Origin of the sequence: Kitasatospora sp. NPDC049285, assembly GCF_040678815.1 — a bacterium.
Classification (GTDB): Bacteria; Actinomycetota; Actinomycetes; order Streptomycetales; family Streptomycetaceae; genus Kitasatospora.
Window position 1 is genome coordinate 1 of sequence record NZ_JBFAQR010000016.1, and the last position, 17,842, is coordinate 17,842.

The following is a 17,842-nucleotide window of genomic DNA, read 5'->3' on the forward strand; positions in this document are numbered from 1 at the left end:
CCGATGGTACTGCAGGGGGGACCCTGTGGGAGAGTAGGACGCCGCCGAACAATCTTTCAGAAGAAGCCCCCTGACGGGATGTCAGGGGGCTTCTTTGCTGTATCGTCAATCCGCACACTTGTCGTTGGTACCACAGGAGGATCCTCAAGGTGGAGGTCCAGGAGACGCGCGTCCAGACCGACCGGGTCCTGACGATTCCCAATCTGCTGAGTATGGCTCGGCTGGTGGGTGTGCCGATCTTTCTGTGGTTGGTGCTGTGGCCGGTCTTCGGGGGGCCGACGAATGACGGGTGGGCGATCGTCGTCCTGATGCTGAGCGGCGTCAGTGACTATCTGGACGGGAAGCTGGCTCGGCGGTGGGGGCAGATCAGCCGGCTGGGGCAGTTGTTGGATCCGGCGGCGGACCGGTTGTACATCGTGTCGACGCTGGTGGGGCTGACCTGGCGGGAGATCCTGCCGTGGTGGGTGACGGCGCTGCTGGTGGCCCGGGAGGTGTTCGTCGGCGTGGTGTTGTTGCGGCTCAACCGGGCGGGGTACGGGCCGTTGAACGTGAGTTTCCTGGGGAAGGCGGCCACGTTCAATCTGATGTACGCGTTTCCGCTTCTGCTGTTGGGCGTGGGGGACGGCTGGGTGCACCGGGTTGCGGGAGTGGTCAGCTGGGCATTCATCTGGTGGGGGACGACGCTCTACTGGGGGGCCGGTGCACTGTATGCGGTGCAGGCTCGGCAGATCGTGAAGGCGGAGCGCGCGGCTGCTGTTTGAGATCAGCCTGAGACGTTTCACACGCCCTCTCCGGTGAGTCGGACGTTTTCATCCGGGTAGAGATGCGTCGGACCGGTTTGATGGACCCGCAGGGGTTCACCACCGCGAAGGAGGACGCACCCGTAATGAAAGCCGTTGTGATGGCGGGCGGGGAGGGCACTCGACTCCGCCCCATGACCTCCAGCATGCCCAAGCCACTGCTTCCGGTCGCCAATCGGCCGATCATGGAGCATGTGCTGCGATTGCTGAGGCGGCACGGCCTCACCGACACCGTGGTCACGGTGCAGTTCCTGGCCTCACTGGTCAAGAACTACTTCGGTGACGGTGAGGAACTGGGGATGCACCTCACCTATGCCAACGAGGAAACGCCGCTCGGGACCGCCGGCAGTGTGAAGAACGCCGAGGACGCGCTGCGGGACGATTCGTTTCTGGTGATCTCCGGTGATGCGCTCACGGACTTCGACCTTTCTCAGCTGATTGCCTTCCACCGGGAGAAGGGCGCACTGGTGACGGTGTGTCTGACCCGGGTGCCGAACCCGTTGGAATTCGGTATCACCATCACGGACGACGAGGGGAAGGTCGAGCGCTTCCTCGAGAAGCCGACCTGGGGGCAGGTGTTCTCCGACACGGTCAACACCGGGATCTACGTGATGGAGCCGGAGGTCTTCGACTACGTGGCGGCCGGGGAGTCGGTCGACTGGTCGAGCGACGTGTTCCCGCAGTTGCTCAAGGAGGGCAAGCCGGTGTTCGGCTATGTCGCCGAGGGCTACTGGGAGGACGTGGGCACCCACGAGAGCTACCTGAAGGCGCAGGCGGACGTCCTGGAGGGGAAGGTCCAGGTCGAGCTCGACGGGTTCGAGATCTCGCCGGGCGTGTGGGTGGCCGAGGGCGCGGAGGTGGACCCGGAGGCGGTGTTGCGGGGGCCGCTGTACATCGGCGACTACGCGAAGGTCGAAGCCGGCGTGGAGTTGCGGGAGCACACCGTGCTGGGGTCGAACGTGGTCGTGAAGCGCGGGGCGTTCCTGCACAAGGCGGTGGTGCACGACAACGTGTACATCGGGCCGCAGTGCAACCTGCGCGGGTGCGTGGTCGGGAAGAACACCGACGTGATGCGGGCGGCGCGGATCGACGAGGGCGCGGTGATCGGCGACGAGTGCCTGATCGGCGAGGAGTCGGCGATCGCTGGCAACGTCCGGGTCTATCCGTTCAAGACGATCGAGGCCGGCGCCTTCGTCAACACCTCGGTGATCTGGGAGTCCCGCGGCCAGGAGCACCTGTTCGGGGTGCGCGGGGTGTCGGGCATCCTGAACGTGGAGATCACGCCGGAGCTGGCCGTGCGGCTGGCGGGGGCGTACGCGACGACGTTGAAGAAGGGCGCGACCGTCACGATCGCGCGTGACCACTCGCGTGGTGCGCGGGCGTTGAAGCGGGCGATGATCTCGGCGCTGCAGACCAGTGCGATCGACGTGCGCGACCTCGAGAACGTGCCGATGCCGGTGGCCCGGCAGGCGACGGCGCGGGGGAGTGCGGGCGGGATCTTCCTGCGGACCACGCCGGGGGTGCCGGACTCGCTGGACATCCTGTTCTTCGACGAGCGCGGTGCGGACCTGTCGCAGGCGGGGCAGCGGAAGCTGGACCGGGTGTACTCGCGGCAGGAGTTCCGGCGGGCGTTCCCGGGCGAGATCGGCGACCTGCTGCATCCGGCGAGCGTGTTCGACTCGTACGCGACGAACCTGTTGCGGGCGGTGGACACCTCGGGGGTGCGGGAGGCCGGGCTGAAGGTGGTGGTCGACGCGGCGCACGGGAGCGCCGGGTTGGTGCTGCCGAGCATCCTGGGCCGGCTCGGGGTGGAGACGCTGACGGTGGCCGGCGGTCTGGACGAGGCGCGGCCGACCGAGGACGCGGAGTCGCGGCGGGCGGCGCTGGCCAGGCTGGGTGAGCTGGTGGCGTCCTCGCGGGCGGCGTTCGGGGTGCGGTTCGATCCGGTCGGCGAGCGGGTGTCCTTCGTCGACGAGCTGGGTCGGGTGATCCAGGACGACCGGGCGCTGCTGGTGCTGCTGGACCTGGTGGCGGCGGAGCGGCGCAGTGGTCAGGTGGCGCTGCCGGTGACCACGACGCGGATCGCCGAGCAGGTGGCGGCGTACCACGGCACGCAGGTGATCTGGACGACGACCTCGCCGGACGATCTGGCGAAGGCGGCCGCGGCGGACGGGACCATCTTCGGTGGCGACGGGCGCGGCGGGTTCGTGGTGCCGGAGTTCTCCGGGGTGCTGGACGGTGCGGCGGCGTTCGTGCGGCTGGTGGGCCTGGTGGCGCGGACCCAGCTGACGTTGAGTCAGATCGACGCGCGGATTCCGCAGGCGCACATCCAGAAGCGGGACATCGCGACGCCGTGGGCCGCGAAGGGCATGGTGATGCGCTCGGTGGTGGAGGCGGCGGGCAACCGCAAGCTGGACACCACGGACGGTGTGCGGGTGGTCGAGGCGGACGGCCGGTGGACGCTGGTGCTGCCGGACCCGGCGGAGGCCGTGACGCACCTGTGGGCGGAGGGTCCGGACGACGAGGCGACCGAGCGGCTGCTGGACGAGTGGGCCGCGGTGGTGGACGGCGCCGGGCGCTGAGCCGGTAGCTGAGCGGGGGCGGGCCGGTCGGTCCGCCCCCGTCGGCGTGCGCGCTCGCGTACGGGCTCGGGTGAGCAGCGGGTTTGTCACGATCCTGTGCCGAAAGGGGCCGGTGGGGCCGGGGACTGGTCGTGCTGCGTGCCGCGGTCGTGAAACGATGTGGTGCATGCCAGCAACGCCGACGCCGAGTGACCGGGACGGGCGGTTCCGCCGTCCGGATGCCTCGATGTCCCTGCTGACCACGGTGATGGACCATTCGCTGGACGACGGGTACGCCGAGGCGGCCCGGGCGCGCGGGGCGGAGGGTTCGTCGCGGTTGCCGTCGACGGCGCGCGGTCGGCTGGTGCTGGCCGTCGGGCTGGCGCTGGCGGCGGCGGTGGTGACGGTCGGGGCGGTGCAGTCGCACGAGGCGGCGCCGACGCTGGCCAAGGAGCGCGACGCCCTGGTGAGTCGGGTGAACGACGCCAACAAGGCGGCGGACGCGTTGCAGCGGCAGGTCGAGCAGGATCGCGACAAGGTGGACCAGGCGCAGCAGCAGGCGCTGCAGACCGGCGACGGCGGTGTGGCCTCGCTGGCGGCGCAGGCCGGGACCGGGGAGATCACCGGGCCGGGGCTGAAGCTGGTGATAGAGGACGCGTCGGGCACCGGGGCGGGCGGCAACGTGAGTGATCCGCGCAACACGGAGGGTTTCCGCAACAGCGGCCGGGTGAAGGACCACGACCTGCAGTACGCGGTGAACGGTCTGTGGCTGGCGGGCGCGGAGGCGGTGTCGGTGAACGGGCAGCGGCTGACCGCGCTGTCGGCGATCCGGGCGGCGGGTGATGCGATCCTGGTCGACAACCGTCCGCTGGTGCCGCCGTACACGGTGTTGGCGATCGGGGACGGGGCGCGGTTCGCGCAGGCGTTCCAGGACAACGAGGGCGGCCGGTACCTGAAGATCATTCAGGACTCGTACGGGATCCGGTCGACGGTGTCGGTGCAGAAGTCGCTGACGCTGCCGGCCGCGTTGGGCGTGACGCTGCGGGTGGCCGGGCCGGACTCGGCGTCGCCGTCCGCGTCGCCGTCGCCGTCGGCGTCGGCCAGTGCGTCCGCTTCGCCGTCTGCCCCGGCCTCGCCGTCGTCGAGTCCCTCCGGGTCCAAGTCGCCGTCGAGGGCGCCGACCGGGGCCGCGCGTTCGACCGTGAAGTCCACCCCCACCGGAACAGGAGCTGCTACACCGTGATTGCCGTACTGGGTCTCGTGATCGGCGTGGTCGTCGGCGTGTTCGTGCAGCCGGAGGTGCCGAACGCGGTGGTGCCGTATCTGCCGATCGCGGTGGTGGCGGCGCTGGACGCGGTGTTCGGTGGCGTGCGTGCGATGCTGGACGGGATCTTCGACGACAAGGTCTTCGTGGTGTCGTTCCTGTCGAACGTGGTGGTGGCGGCGCTGATCGTGTTCCTGGGCGACCAGCTCGGCGTGGGTTCGCAGCTGTCCACCGGCGTGGTGGTGGTGCTGGGCATCCGGATCTTCTCGAATGCCGCGGCGATCCGCCGGCATGTGTTCAGGGCGTAGGGAGCGACGGTGGGCAAGGAGCAGGAGGAGCGGGGCCCGGAGTCGCCGGACGAGCAGCCGAAGGGTTCTACGCAGCCGGAGGCGGCGGAGGTCGAGCAGCCCGCCGAGGCGGAGCCTGCCGAGCCGGACACGGCTGCGGAGCCTGAGGCCGCAACGGAGAGCGAGCCCGAGGCCGAGGTCGAGACTGCGGACCGGGCCGAGCCCGAGGTGCCGGAGCGGGAGGCCGCGGCCGGGGTGACGAGTCGTCAGCCGGTGGCGTTGCCGTCGGACGGGCGGACCCGCTTGAAGGCGGCGGTGTGGCCGCTGCGGGTGTCGCGGGGGCAGCTGGTGGTGGCGCTGCTGCTGTTCGCGCTGGGGCTGGCACTGGCGATCCAGGTGCGGTCGACCAACGACCACAGCCAGCTGCGCGGGGCGCGGCAGGAGGACCTGGTGCGGATCCTCGACGAACTGGACAGCCGCCAGCAGCGTCTGCAGCAGGAGAAGACGCAGCTGGAGCAGTCCTTGGCGCAGTTGGAGAACTCGTCCAACCAGGCCAAGGAGGCGCAGGAGCAGACCCGGAAGAAGGCGGCCGAACTGGGCGTGCTGGCCGGGACGGAGAAGGCGACGGGGCCGGGGATCGTGCTGACCATCGATGATCCCCAAGGGCAGGTGAAGGCCGATATGCTGCTGGACACCCTGCAGGAACTCCGAGCAGCGGGGGCGGAGGCGATTCAGATCAACGACGTGCGCGTGGTGGCCGGGACGTACTTCACCGACAACCAGTCGGGCGGCGGCGTGCAGATCGACGGGAAGAGCGTCTCCCAGCCGTTCCGTTTCACCGTGGTGGGGAACCCGCAGGATCTGACTCCGGCCCTGAACATTCCGGGCGGGGTGGTGCGCAGCCTGGAGAAGCAGCAGGCGCGGGCGACCATCGTCCAGCAGCAGAAGGTCGTGGTCGACGCGCTGGCCGCGCCGAAGCCGTTGCAGTACGGCAAGCCGGCGACGAAGTGACGGGGCGCGCTCCGTACGGTTCGTCAGCTGCGGACCGCCCCCGGTGGTGGGCGTCCGTGGAGCGTCGGCGACACTGGGTCTTACCGATCGTCAGTCCCCGGTCCGATGCCGGGCCCACCGCCACACCGAGCCTTGAACCCTGCCCCGCGGGCGGTTCTGTCACACGCAAGGGGATTCGCCCGTGAGTTTTTTCTCGAAGCTTTTCGGCCGTAGCAACCGGCAGACGGCGGCCGAGGCGCCGACCGCGCGGCACCGGCGGGACGAGGAGCCGGCGGTTCCTCCGATGCGTCCGGCTCCGGACGGGCAGCGGCCGATGTACCGGGACGACGTGACCCAGGGCGCGGGCATCCCGACCGGGCAGTTCGACACGGACTACGGCGCGTCGGTTGATTCGCCCGGCGGGGCGCGCATAGGTTTCGCGTCAGGACCCTCAACCTCCGGTGGAGGGTTTGCCCCGGATCCCTACGCCGGGCACGTCCAGTCGGGTGTGCCGCGCCAGGAGGCTGTGAACATGGCTGGCACCAGCCCGTGCCCGCGGTGCGGGAACCAGAACCCGGCGGGTGCCCGGTTCTGCTCGAACTGCGGGACCCAGCTGCGCGGCGGCGGGTTCCCGGAGGGCGCGGCGGAGACCACCTCGACCATCTCGATCTCCGGCATCGAGTCGTACGACCCGAGCGCCACGTCCACCGGTGCCACTCCGGCGCTGTCGGCCGAGGTGATGGCGGCGATCGACGCGCTGCCGCCGGGTTCGGCGTTGCTGATCGTGCAGCGCGGCCCGAACTCGGGCAGCCGGTTCCTCCTGGACTCGAACGTGACCACGGCGGGTCGCCACCCGCAGGGCGACATCTTCCTCGACGACGTGACGGTCTCGCGTCGGCACGTGGAGTTCCGCCGGCAGCCCGACGGGGGCTTCTCGGTCGCCGACGTGGGCAGCCTGAACGGCACCTACGTCAACCGGGAGCGGATCGACGAGGTCCTGCTGACCAACGGTGACGAGGTGCAGATCGGGAAGTACCGGCTGGTGTTCTTCGCCAGCCACCACCGGGGGTACTGACCACTTCTCCGTTTGGAGCCCGAGTGACCCCACAGACTCCCAGCTCCGTCGGTCCCTCGCCCGTGCCGGCCTCGCGCCGCACGGGCGAGGCGCGGCGGCGCGGTGACGACCTGCTGTCCATCGGCGCGGTGCTGGCCTTCCTGCGGGACGACTTCCCGGAGGTGACGATCTCGAAGATCCGCTTCCTGGAGGCGGAGGGCCTGGTCGAGCCGCAGCGCACGCCGTCCGGCTACCGGAAGTTCTCGGCGGCGGACGTGGAGCGGCTGGCGTACGTGCTGCGGATGCAGCGTGACCACTACCTGCCGCTGCGGGTGATCCGCGAGCACCTGGACGCGATCGAGCGCGGCGAGCAGCCGCCGGCGCTGCCGGCGGCGGACAGCCGGCCGGGGCCGCTGGAGGAGGCGGACCGGGAGCTGGTGGCGGCCGCCGGGCCGAGCGGGGTGCGGCTGGGCCGGGCGGAGCTGATCGCGGCGGCGGAGGCGCAGGAGCGCGAGCTCGTCGAGTGGGAGGCGTACGGGCTGGTGCAGCCCGGGCCGGACGGCGGGTACGACGGGGAGACGCTGCAGATCGCGCGGCTGGTGGCGGAGCTCGGCCGGTTCGGCCTGGAGCCGCGGCACCTGCGGGCGATGAAGGCGGCGGCGGAGCGCGAGGTGGCGCTGGTGGAGCAGGTGGTGGCGCCGCTGAGGCGGCACCGCAATCCGCAGACCCGGGCGCACGCGGAGGCGACCGCGCGGGAACTGGCCACCCTGTCGGTGCGGTTGCACGCGGCGATGGTGCAGGCGGGGCTGCGGGCGCGGAGTTGAGCCGGGGTGGTGCGGGCGGCCGGATCAGGGTGGCCGCTGCCTGCTGCGCTTTCCTATCGGCAGCCCGCGCCATAGGGTTGCCAGTGTGAATGAGCTCGACGTCGTGGGTGTCCGGGTGGAGATGCCGTCCAACCAGCCGATCGTGCTGCTCCGGGAGGTGGGCGGCGACCGGTACCTGCCGATCTGGATCGGCCCGGGTGAGGCGACCGCGATCGCGTTCGCCCAGCAGGGCATGACGCCGGCGCGGCCGCTGACGCACGACCTGTTCAAGGACGTGCTGGAGGCGCTGGGCCACCGGCTGACCGAGGTGCGGATCAACGATCTGCGCGACGGCGTCTTCTACGCGGAGTTGGTGTTCGCGGGTGGCGTCGAGGTGAGTGCGCGCCCTTCGGACGCGATAGCGCTGGCGCTGCGCACCGGTACGCCGATCTACGGGGCCGAGGAGGTCCTGGCGGAGGCGGGCATCTCGATTCCGGACGAGCAGGAGGACGAGGTCGAGAAGTTCCGGGAGTTCCTGGACCAGGTCTCACCGGAGGACTTCGGCGGCGGCCAGCAGTAGCGGTCCTGGTCCGGGCCGCTACCGGGGTCGGGCGGGCGATGCAACTCGGCTGTGGGGGAAATCCGTTCCGGTACCCGTGCTTGGGGCACGAATAACCACTCGATGGAGTGAAGTTTGCGGAAGGCCCCGGCGTGGCGATCGTTGACGGTGCTCGGGCGACTGCCTACCGTCAGGTGATGGCCCCGCCCGGCGGGCCACCCGGAAACCCGGGGCCCGTGGCGGCCGCGGCGGTTCCCGGGGATCTGGACGGAGGTTGGCGATGAGCGGCACCGGCGAGGAGACGCGCACCGGAGCGCTGTGCGCGGTGCACGTGCCGCGTGCCGGTCGCGGCCTGATCGGGCGGCCCTGGAGCCCCGAGCCGGAGGGCGAGGAGCTGCCGCGGGTCGGCCGCTTCCCCGCCGTGCAGGCCGGACAGCCGGCCATCGAACGGCTCGCCCCGACCTCGGCGCTGGTCGGCTACCGCGGTCCGACCGCGTGCGCCGCCGCCGGGATCACCTACCGGCAGCTGGACTACTGGGCCCGGACCGGGCTGCTGGAGCCCTCGGTGCGCTCGGCGTACCCGGCGGGGGCGCAGCGGCTGTACGGCTTCCGCGACATCCTGATGCTGAAGATCGTCAAGCGGCTGCTGGACGCGGGCGTCTCGCTGCAGAACATCCGGGTGGCGGTGACCCACCTGCAGTCCGCGGACCAGCAGGACCTGGCCGGGCTGACGTTGATGTGCGACGGCGCGACGGTGTACGAGTGCACGTCGCCGCAGCAGGTGGTCGATCTGCTGAACGGTGGTCAGGGCGTGTTCGGCATCGCGGTGGGCGCGGTCTGGCTGGAGCTGGAGGGTACGCTCGGGCGGCTGCACGCGGAGCGCACCGACACCGGGGAGACGCTGGTGGGCCAGGATCCGGCCGACGAGCTGGCGCAGCGCCGCAATCGCGCGGTCTGACGGTCCGTCGGCGCGGGAACCGCGGGGCGGGCGGGAGTCGTCCGCACCGGTGTGTCGATCATGAGATGGCTGGGGCGGCGCTGCCGCGCGCTGGTCCGCCGGCTGGGCCGGAGCGGGCGGGCGTTGGCGGCGTGGCGGCCGCCGGGCTGGGGGAGCAGGCGCGGTCAGCGGCGGTGGTTCCAGGCGCTGGTGCTGTGCGCGGTGCTGGCGCTGGCGCCGAGTGCCTGGCTGTGGGCGTCGCAGTCCTCGCGGGTGGGCACGGTGGACAGCGCGCCCGAGGCGCCGGTGGCGGTGGTGTTCGGCGCCGGGCTGTTCGACGGCAAGCCCTCGCCGTACCTGGCGCACCGGCTCGACGCGGCGCTGGAGCTGTACCGGCGGCACAAGGTGCGGGCGATCCTGGTGACCGGCGACAACGGCACGGTGGCGTACGACGAGACCGACGCGATGCGCGGCTACCTGATCGAGCGCGGGGTGCCCGGGGTGCGGGTGGTCGGCGACTACGCGGGCTTCGACACCTGGGACTCCTGCGCCCGGGCGCGCCGGATCTTCGGGGTGGAGAAGGCGGTGCTGGTCAGTCAGACCTTCCACGTGCGGCGGGCGTTGGCGCTGTGCCGGGCGGCCGGGATCGACGCGTACGCGGTGGGCGTGGAGGAGTGGCACGACGCCACCTGGTGGTACGGCGGGCTGCGGGAGGTGCCGGGTGCGGGGAAGGCGCTGCTGAACGCGCTGTTCCAGCCGGATCCGTACTTCCTGGGCCCGCGGGAGGACGGCGTGGCCAGGGCGTTGAGCGATTCCGACCGCGGCTGACGGCGATTGTCGGTGGCACGCGGGATGATCGGCGCGTGCGCAGCGTGCCGAGCGTGATCCACCTCGACATGGACGCCTTCTTCGCGGCGGTGGAGCAGGCGTCCAAGCCGAGCCTGCGCGGGAAGCCGGTGATCGTCGGCGGGCTGGGCGGGCGCGGGGTGGTGTCGACGGCCTCGTACGAGGCGCGGAAGTTCGGCGTCCACTCGGCGATGCCGATGGCGCAGGCCCGCCGGCTCTGCCCGAACGCGGCGTTCCTGACCGGCCGGTTCGAGGCGTACCGCGCCAACAGCGAGATCGTGATGGGCCTGCTGCGCGAGCGCTCGCCGCTGGTGGAGCCGCTCAGCCTGGACGAGGCGTTCGTCGATCTGGAGGCGGGGCCGTACGGTCCGGCGCTCGCCGACGCGACGCCCGAGGAGGGCGCGCAGCTGGTGCTGGCGCTGGCCGAGGACCTGCGGGCGGACATCGTGGAGCGTACGGGGCTGACCGCGTCGGTCGGTGCGGCGGCGTCCAAGCTGATGGCCAAGATCGCCTCGGAGCAGGCCAAGCCGGACGGGCTGGTGCTGATCGAGCCGGGCTCGGAGCGCTCGGTGCTGGCGCCGATGCCGGTGCGGGCGCTGCCGGGGATCGGTCCGGCCACCGAGCAGGCGCTGCGCCGGGCCGGGCTGACCGCGGTCGCGGACCTGGCGGAGGCCGGGTACGAGGAGCTGGTGGCGCTGCTCGGCAAGGCGCACGGCGCGGGGGTCTTCCAGATGGCGCTCGGCTGGGACGAGCGGCCGGTGGTGCCGGACCGGGACGCCAAGTCGGTGTCGGTGGAGGACACCTTCGAGGTCGACCTCGCCGACCGGGACCGCATCCTGCGCGAGATCGAGCAGTTGGCCGGCCGCTGCGTGCGCCGGCTGCGGGCGACCGGCCGCTCCGGGCGGACGGTGGTGCTGAAGGTCCGCCGCTTCGACTTCTCCACGCTGACCCGCTCGGAGACGCTGCGCGGCCCCACCGACGACGAGGAGGTGATCGCCTCGACCGCCCGCCGCCTGGCGATGCAGGTCGACGTCACCGGCGGGGTGCGGCTGCTGGGTGTCGGCGTCGCCCAGCTCGCCGACTACACGCAGGAGGACCTGTTCGCCCAGCTGGAGCGGGAGGAACGGGAGGCGGCGGCGGAGGAGCAGCCCGAGCCGGAGCCGGTGCAGCCCGAGCAGCCGCCGGCGGTGCGCCGCTGGTGGCCCGGGCAGGACGTGACGCACCGTCAGTTCGGTCCTGGGTGGGTGCAGGGCAGCGGCGTCGGCCGGGTCACCGTCCGGTTCGAGACGCCGTACTCGGCGCCCGGCCGGGTGCGCACCTTCGCGGTCGACGACGAGGAGCTGGAGCCGTCCGGGGCGCTGCCGCTGCGTGAGTCCGCGGGGGAGTGAGACGGCGACGGCCCCGCACCCGGGAGGGGTGCGGGGCCGTCGGCCGGTCCTGGGCCGCGCCGCCGATGCCCGTGGCGGCGGGCCCGGGAGCCGCTCGCGTGTGTCCAGTACGCGAGGGGGACGCCGTCAGGGCCTGTCGGGGCTAGGCGTCGGTCTTGGCGAGCGCCAGGTCGGCCGGGCGCTCGGCGGGGGTGGTGGCGGCGGAGCGGATCCGGCGGATCGCGAACGGCACGGCGCCGGCGACCAGGCACATCGCGGCGGCCACCCAGAAGGCGTGCTGGTAGGCGTTCTCGGTGGGCAGCTGCACCGGGATCGGCAGCTTCAGGGTGTCCCCGGTGAGGATCGCGGCCATCACCGCGGTGCCGACGGCGCCGCCGACGGTGCGCAGCACCGCGTTCATGCCGTTGGCGATGCCGGACTGCTCGGCCGGGACGGCGCCGTTGATGTACGCGGGCATCGCCGCGTAGGCCAGGCCCACGCCGAGGCCGAAGACCGCGGAGGAGAGGTAGATGTCGAACTCGGCGCCGTGGCGGACGGCCAGGTAGGCCATCGAGACCGCGCCCAGCAGGCCGCCGAGGACCAGCGGCAGGCGCGGGCCGCGGCGGGCGATCAGCATCGCACCGAGCGGGGCGGCCACCATCGAGCCGATCGCGGACGGCAGCAGCATGATGCCGGCGTGCAGCACGGTGGCGGTGAAGCCGTAGTGGGCGAACTTCTCCGGGGTCTGGGCGAAGTTGCTGATCACCATGAACGAGCCGTACATGCCGAAGCCGATCAGCAGGCCGGAGATGTTGGTGAAGGCGACCGCGGGGCGGGACATCATCTTCAGGTCGACCAGCGGGTGGCTGACCTTGGACTCGACCAGCAGCCAGAGCAGCGCGACCACGGCGGCGACGGCGAACAGACCGAGGGTGCGGTTGGAGGTCCAGCCCCAGTGGTTGCCCTGGCTGACCGCGATCAGCAGTGCGGACAGCCAGCCGGCCAGGGTGAGCGCGCCGAGCGGGTCGGCGCCGCCCTCCTTGTCGATCACCGGGTCGCTGGGCACCCGGACGACGACCAGCACGACGGCGAGCAGGCCGAAGACCAGGCCCATCCAGAAGATCGACTTGTAGCTCCAGTGCTCCAGCAGCAGGCCGGTGGCGACCAGGCCGAGGCCGGAGCCGACGCCCATCGAGGCGGAGATCGCGGCGACGCCGCCGGTGACCTTCTGCTTGGGCAGCTCGTCGCGGACGATGCTGATCGCCAGCGGCAGCACGCCGCCGCCCGCGCCCTGCAGCACGCGGGCGACCACGAGCCAGGTGAACGAGTGGGTGGTGACGGCGAGGCCGGAGCCGAGCACCAGGCCGGCCAGCGAGACCAGCAGCATCGGCTTGCGGCCGCGCAGGTCGCCGAAGCGGCCGAGCAGCGGGGTCAGGACCGCGGCGGACAGCAGGTTGGCGGTCATCAGCCAGGTGATGCTCGAGCCCGAGACGCCGAGCTCGCGGGCCAGGCCCGGCAGGATCGGGACGACCGCGGTCTGCACCACACTGAACGCCAGCATGGCCAGGATCAGGGCGGGCAGGACCCGGGCGCTGGTGGGCTTGTCGGCCGCGGCGGTGGGCTGTGGTGCCTCACTCACGGGGATCCTCCGGGAAGTTTTCTTCAGGATGGCGATAGTGCATGAACTGAAGTAACCATCCCGGAGATGCTTCACTGTGTCAAATATCGAATAGTGAAGCTTTGGCAAAGCGCCCGGCCCCGGCCCGCCGAAGCGGACCGGGGCCGGACCTTGACCCGCCGTCAGACCGAGCGCAGCGGCTCCGGACGGGCGTGCTCCAGACCGCCGCCGTTCAGCCCGGACAGCGGCACCGCGTTCACGCCGCCCCCGGCGGCCGCCGGCTGCTGCGGCTTCGCGTGCCACGGCTGCTGCTGCGTCCGGTGCGGGGCCGCGCCGTCCGCGCCGACCGCCGCGTCGTGCACCTCCACCTGCTCGCGGCGCAGCTCGTCGCGGACCACCTCCTCCTCGGTGTACCGCTCCACCACCAGCCGCACCCGCTCGATCGGCGCCAGGTACTTGCGCACCACCGGACGCTCCTCGCGCAGCGTGACCTCCTCGACCGCCTCGGCGATCTCCTGCTCGGTCAGCCCCGCCCGCTCCGCGTCCGACACCGGGATCCGCTCCACCCGCACCCGCTCGCGCACCACCGGCACCCGGCGCTCGACCGGCTCAGTGGTCACGTACTTGCGCAGCCGGGTGGTGCCCACCGCGTGCCACTCGGTGGTGATGTCCAGCCGCTCCTCCCGGCAGGTGATCTCCACCGGCGCGGTCGGCTCCACCGACGCGGCCCGCTCCGCACCCGGCCGCTGCTCGGAGGCGTGCCGCGGGCTGCTCTTCGCGGAGGCGTACGACGCCGAAGCCGGCGGGGCCGCGTTCACGGGGCTCGTGCCGTTCGTGCCGTTCGTGCCGTTCGTCGGAGACGGCGTGGGCGGGACGCTCGGGGCGAGCGCGCCGAAGTCCCGGTCGCCGCCGGCCGTCGGGCGCGGACGCTCCTTCGCGGCCGGCGCCGAGCCGGACTCCCCGGCGAGCGTGCCGGCGACGGTGTCCAGGCCGTAGTAGCGGTACAGCTGGAGCTCCTGGGCGGGGGAGAGGTGCTGGCCCACCCCGAAGTCCGGCGACTCCTTGATCAGCGACTTGTCGTACGGGACGCGCAGCTCGTCCCCCGCGAACTCGCTGGTGGTCAGCGGGACGAAGGCGTCCCGGCCGAAGATCCCGGTACGGACCGCCGCCCACTCCGGTTCGCCGGTGGCGTCGTCCAGGTACACCTCGTCGACAGTGCCGATCTTGTCACCGTTCCGGTCGACCGCCTTGTGTCCGATCAGGTCGCGCGGATCGATATCGGTCTGCACGCTGTCCTCCAGTCCTGCTGCTCCTTGAGGGTCCGTCAGAGGGGCGGGAGGAGGAGCTGGCCGGCCCGCCACTTCACACCAAACGGCACGTAACGGACGGTGGCATTCCGGACGCCGCCGTCCGGGGCAGATCACAGGGCCGCACCGGTGATCGGCCGGGCCCGCGCTGGTAACCTGGGCGGCGACCGCCGAGCACGCTCGGGAGAGTCCCCGGCCCCGTACGAGGGGCTGCGGGGACGCCGAAGGAGCAACCCCTCCCCGGAATCTCTCAGGCATCCGTACCGGGCGAGATCAGGTCACTCTGGAAAGCAGGGCAGGACCGTCGGCACCGATGCCGTCGGCACCCACCCTCACCGACGGTGCAAGCACGCCGCGCCCCACGGGCGGCCGTGCGAAGCTCTCAGGTACCGATGACAGAGGGGGAGGCTGACGGGTTCGTACATCCCGGGCGCCCCACGGCGCGACCGGCGTGCGTACCCCCGCCGGTCCGCGACCAGGAGGCCCGACCCCCATGAACGCCCAGCCGACGCTCCGTGAGCTTGAGCAGGCCAGCCCCTTCGAGCAGCGCCACATCGGTCCCGACGCCGACGCCCAGGAAAAGATGCTGGCCCACGTCGGGTTCGCCTCCCTGGACGAGCTGTCGGACGCCGCCGTCCCCGCCGCCATCCGCAGCCTCACCGCGCTCGGCCTGCCGGAGGGCCGCAGCGAGGCCCAGGTGCTCGCCGAACTGCGCGAGCTGGCCGGCCGCAACCAGGTCCTCACCTCGATGATCGGCCTCGGCTACTACGGCACCTTCACCCCGCCGGTCATCCTGCGCAACGTGCTGGAGAACCCGGCCTGGTACACCGCCTACACGCCGTACCAGCCGGAGATCTCGCAGGGCCGCCTGGAGGCGCTGCTCAACTTCCAGACCATGGTCGCCGACCTCACCGGCCTGGCCACCTCCGGCTCCTCGCTGCTCGACGAGGGCACCGCCGCCGCCGAGGCGATGGCCCTCGCCCGGCGCGTCACCAAGGTCAAGGGCGGTGTCTTCCTGGTCGACGCCGACACCCTGCCGCAGACCGTCGCCGTCATCGAGACCCGCGCCGAGCCGACCGGCGTCGAGGTCGTCGTCGCCGACCTGTCCGAGGGCATCCCCGCCGAGATCGCCGAGCGCGGCGTCTTCGGCGTGCTGCTGCAGTACCCGGGCGCCTCCGGCGCGGTGCGCGCGATCAAGCCGGTCATCGACCAGGCCCACGGCCTCGGCGCGATCGTCGCCGTCGCCGCCGACCTGCTCGCCCTCACCCTGCTGCGCTCGCCCGGCGAGCTCGGTGCCGACATCGCCTGCGGCACCTCGCAGCGCTTCGGCGTCCCGATGGGCTTCGGCGGCCCGCACGCCGGCTACCTCGCGGTGCGCGCCGAGTACGCCCGCAACCTGCCCGGCCGCCTGGTCGGCGTCTCCGTCGACGCCGACGGCCACCGCGCCTACCGGCTGGCCCTGCAGACCCGCGAGCAGCACATCCGCCGCGAGAAGGCCACCTCCAACATCTGCACCGCCCAGGTGCTGCTCGCGGTGATGGCCTCCATGTACGCCGTCTACCACGGCCCCGACGGCCTCGCCGCGATCGCCCGCCGCACCCACCGCTACGCCGCCGCCCTCGCGGCCGGCCTGCGCGCGGGCGGCGTGCAGCTCGCCCACGACGCGTTCTTCGACACCGTCACGGCCGTCGTGCCGGGCCGGGCGGACGCCGTGGCCGCCGCCGCGCTGGCGCAGGGCGTCAACGTGCACCGGGTCGACGCGGACCGGGTGTCGGTCTCCTGCGACGAGACCACCACCCGCGAGCACCTGGCCGCCGTGTTCGGCGCGTTCGGCATCGAGGCCGCCGTGGCCGAGGACGCCGAGGCGCTGCCCGCCGCGCTGCTGCGCGAGGACGAGTACCTCACCCACCCGGTCTTCCACAGCCACCGCTCGGAGACCGCCATGCTGCGCTACCTGCGCCGGCTCTCCGACCGCGACTACGCGCTCGACCGCGGCATGATCCCGCTTGGCTCCTGCACCATGAAGCTCAACGCGACCACCGAGATGGAGCCGGTCACCTGGCCCGAGTTCGGCCAGCTGCACCCGTTCGCCCCGGTCGAGCAGGCCGCCGGCTACCTGACCCTGATCCGCGAGCTGGAGCAGCAGCTGGTCGAGGTCACCGGCTACGACGCCGTCTCGATCCAGCCGAACGCCGGCTCGCAGGGCGAGCTCGCCGGTCTGCTCGCGGTGCGCGCCTACCACCGGGCCAACGGCGACCTCCAGCGCGACGTGTGCCTGATCCCGTCCTCCGCGCACGGCACCAACGCGGCCTCCGCGGCGATGGCCGGCATGCGGGTCGTGGTCGTCAAGACGCTCGCCGACGGCGACGTGGACGTCGAGGACCTCAAGGCCAAGATCGCGCTGCACCGCGACCAGCTGTCCGTGCTGATGGTCACCTACCCGTCCACCCACGGCGTGTTCGAGACCCAGATCACCGACATCTGCGCGCTCGTCCACGAGGCCGGCGGCCAGGTGTACGTCGACGGCGCCAACCTGAACGCGCTGGTCGGCCTCGCCAAGCCGGGCAAGTTCGGCGCGGACGTCTCGCACCTGAACCTGCACAAGACCTTCTGCATCCCGCACGGCGGCGGCGGCCCCGGCGTCGGCCCGGTCGCGGTGCGCTCGCACCTCGCGCCGTACCTGCCCAACCACCCGCTGCAGGCCGAGGCCGGCCCCGCGACCGGTGTCGGCCCGATCTCGGCCGCGCCGTGGGGCTCCGCGGCGATCCTGCCGATCTCCTGGGCGTACGTCCGGCTGATGGGCGGCGAGGGCCTCAAGCGCGCCACCCAGGTGGCCGTGCTGAACGCCAACTACATCGCCAAGCGGCTCGCCCCGCACTACCCCGTGCTGTACACCGGCCCCGGCGGGCTGGTCGCGCACGAGTGCATCATCGACCTGCGCCCGCTCAGCAAGGAGACCGGCGTCAGCGTCGACGACATCGCCAAGCGCCTGATCGACTACGGCTTCCACGCGCCGACCATGTCGTTCCCGGTGGCCGGCACGCTGATGATCGAGCCCACCGAGTCCGAGGACCTGCACGAGATCGACCGGTTCTGCGAGGCGATGATCGCGATCCGCGGCGAGATCGAGCAGGTCGGCGCGGGCGTGTGGCCGGCCGACGACAACCCGCTGCGCAACGCCCCGCACACCGCGTCGATGCTGGCGGGCGAGTGGGAGCACGCGTACTCGCGGGAGACCGCGGTCTTCCCGGCGGGCGTGAACCCGGCGGACAAGTACTGGCCGGCGGTGCGGCGGATCGACGGCGCGTACGGCGACCGGAACCTGGTCTGCTCGTGCCCGCCGCTGGACGAGTACGACGCCTGATCCGACAAGTGAGCCGCCCGCCGGGGGACTTCCCTCGGCGGGCGGCTTTCTGCTGGGCGTCTTCCGCCTCGCGCGGTTTCCCGCG

At 72.1% G+C, this 17,842-nt stretch carries 14 protein-coding genes and 1 riboswitch; of the genes, 12 read left to right on the forward strand and 2 right to left on the reverse strand.

The features are described from left to right. Window positions 1–149 precede the first annotated feature (149 nt). The 11 genes from AB0K51_RS13395 (at window position 150) to AB0K51_RS13445 (ending at window position 11,489) form a co-directional block, all read left to right on the forward strand. On the forward strand, window positions 150–761 hold the full coding sequence (locus tag AB0K51_RS13395) for a CDP-alcohol phosphatidyltransferase family protein (protein ID WP_363453856.1): 612 nt from the start codon (window positions 150–152) through the stop codon (window positions 759–761). A 125-nt stretch (window positions 762–886) separates the two neighbouring features. Continuing rightward, complete coding sequence (locus tag AB0K51_RS13400; RefSeq protein ID WP_363454043.1) at window positions 887–3,382, forward strand: mannose-1-phosphate guanyltransferase; 2,496 nt, start codon at window positions 887–889, stop codon at window positions 3,380–3,382. A gap of 166 nt (window positions 3,383–3,548) precedes the next feature. Next, window positions 3,549–4,604: a DUF881 domain-containing protein gene (locus AB0K51_RS13405; RefSeq protein ID WP_363453858.1), complete on the forward strand. Its 1,056-nt coding sequence runs from the start codon at window positions 3,549–3,551 to the stop codon at window positions 4,602–4,604. Continuing rightward, on the forward strand, window positions 4,601–4,933 hold the full coding sequence (locus AB0K51_RS13410; protein WP_043908904.1) for a small basic family protein: 333 nt from the start codon (window positions 4,601–4,603) through the stop codon (window positions 4,931–4,933). The genes AB0K51_RS13405 and AB0K51_RS13410 overlap by 4 nt, the downstream gene beginning before the upstream one ends. Window positions 4,934–4,942: 9 nt before the next feature. Beyond that, window positions 4,943–5,923, forward strand: a complete 981-nt coding sequence (locus AB0K51_RS13415) for a DUF881 domain-containing protein (RefSeq protein WP_363453860.1) — start codon at window positions 4,943–4,945, stop codon at window positions 5,921–5,923. A gap of 511 nt (window positions 5,924–6,434) precedes the next feature. Continuing rightward, a complete protein-coding gene (locus AB0K51_RS13420) occupies window positions 6,435–6,977 on the forward strand; it encodes an FHA domain-containing protein (protein WP_363453862.1) in 543 nt (180 codons plus the stop codon). A 62-nt stretch (window positions 6,978–7,039) separates the two neighbouring features. Beyond that, a complete protein-coding gene (locus tag AB0K51_RS13425) occupies window positions 7,040–7,780 on the forward strand; it encodes a MerR family transcriptional regulator (protein ID WP_363454045.1) in 741 nt (246 codons plus the stop codon). 85 nt (window positions 7,781–7,865) lie between these two features. Then, window positions 7,866–8,339 (forward strand): bifunctional nuclease family protein, encoded by a 474-nt coding sequence (locus AB0K51_RS13430; protein ID WP_363453864.1) that lies wholly within the window; start codon window positions 7,866–7,868, stop codon window positions 8,337–8,339. A 259-nt stretch (window positions 8,340–8,598) separates the two neighbouring features. Beyond that, entirely contained in the window at window positions 8,599–9,276 is a 678-nt protein-coding gene (locus AB0K51_RS13435) for a MerR family transcriptional regulator (RefSeq protein ID WP_363453866.1), read from the forward strand. A gap of 60 nt (window positions 9,277–9,336) precedes the next feature. Continuing rightward, complete coding sequence (locus AB0K51_RS13440; protein WP_363453868.1) at window positions 9,337–10,083, forward strand: ElyC/SanA/YdcF family protein; 747 nt, start codon at window positions 9,337–9,339, stop codon at window positions 10,081–10,083. 35 nt (window positions 10,084–10,118) lie between these two features. Continuing rightward, window positions 10,119–11,489 (forward strand): DNA polymerase IV, encoded by a 1,371-nt coding sequence (locus AB0K51_RS13445; RefSeq protein WP_363453870.1) that lies wholly within the window; start codon window positions 10,119–10,121, stop codon window positions 11,487–11,489. A 142-nt stretch (window positions 11,490–11,631) separates the two neighbouring features. Here the strand turns inward: AB0K51_RS13445 and AB0K51_RS13450 are convergent, their stop codons facing one another. After that, window positions 11,632–13,107, reverse strand: a complete 1,476-nt coding sequence (locus AB0K51_RS13450) for an MFS transporter (RefSeq protein ID WP_363453872.1) — start codon at window positions 13,105–13,107, stop codon at window positions 11,632–11,634. A 161-nt stretch (window positions 13,108–13,268) separates the two neighbouring features. Beyond that, window positions 13,269–14,375, reverse strand: coding sequence for a PRC and DUF2382 domain-containing protein (locus AB0K51_RS13455; protein ID WP_363453874.1), 1,107 nt, complete (start codon window positions 14,373–14,375; stop codon window positions 13,269–13,271). A gap of 189 nt (window positions 14,376–14,564) precedes the next feature. Beyond that, window positions 14,565–14,669, forward strand: a riboswitch (glycine riboswitch). 217 nt (window positions 14,670–14,886) lie between these two features. On the opposite strand from AB0K51_RS13455, the gene gcvP reads away from it, so the two are divergent. Continuing rightward, window positions 14,887–17,757, forward strand: coding sequence for an aminomethyl-transferring glycine dehydrogenase (gene gcvP / locus AB0K51_RS13460; protein WP_363453876.1), 2,871 nt, complete (start codon window positions 14,887–14,889; stop codon window positions 17,755–17,757). Window positions 17,758–17,842: the final 85 nt, after the last annotated feature.

Bases quoted from the DNA above. Each gene is read 5' to 3' on its own strand.
- AB0K51_RS13405 (WP_363453858.1), top strand. From the start codon at position 3,549: ATGCCAGCAACGCCGACGCCGAGTGACCGGGACGGGCGGTTCCGCCGT.
- AB0K51_RS13440 (WP_363453868.1), top strand. From the start codon at position 9,337: ATGAGATGGCTGGGGCGGCGCTGCCGCGCGCTGGTCCGCCGGCTGGGC.
- AB0K51_RS13435 (WP_363453866.1), top strand. From the start codon at position 8,599: ATGAGCGGCACCGGCGAGGAGACGCGCACCGGAGCGCTGTGCGCGGTG.
- AB0K51_RS13400 (WP_363454043.1), top strand. From the start codon at position 887: ATGAAAGCCGTTGTGATGGCGGGCGGGGAGGGCACTCGACTCCGCCCC.
- AB0K51_RS13420 (WP_363453862.1), top strand. From the start codon at position 6,435: ATGGCTGGCACCAGCCCGTGCCCGCGGTGCGGGAACCAGAACCCGGCG.
- gcvP (WP_363453876.1), top strand. From the start codon at position 14,887: ATGAACGCCCAGCCGACGCTCCGTGAGCTTGAGCAGGCCAGCCCCTTC.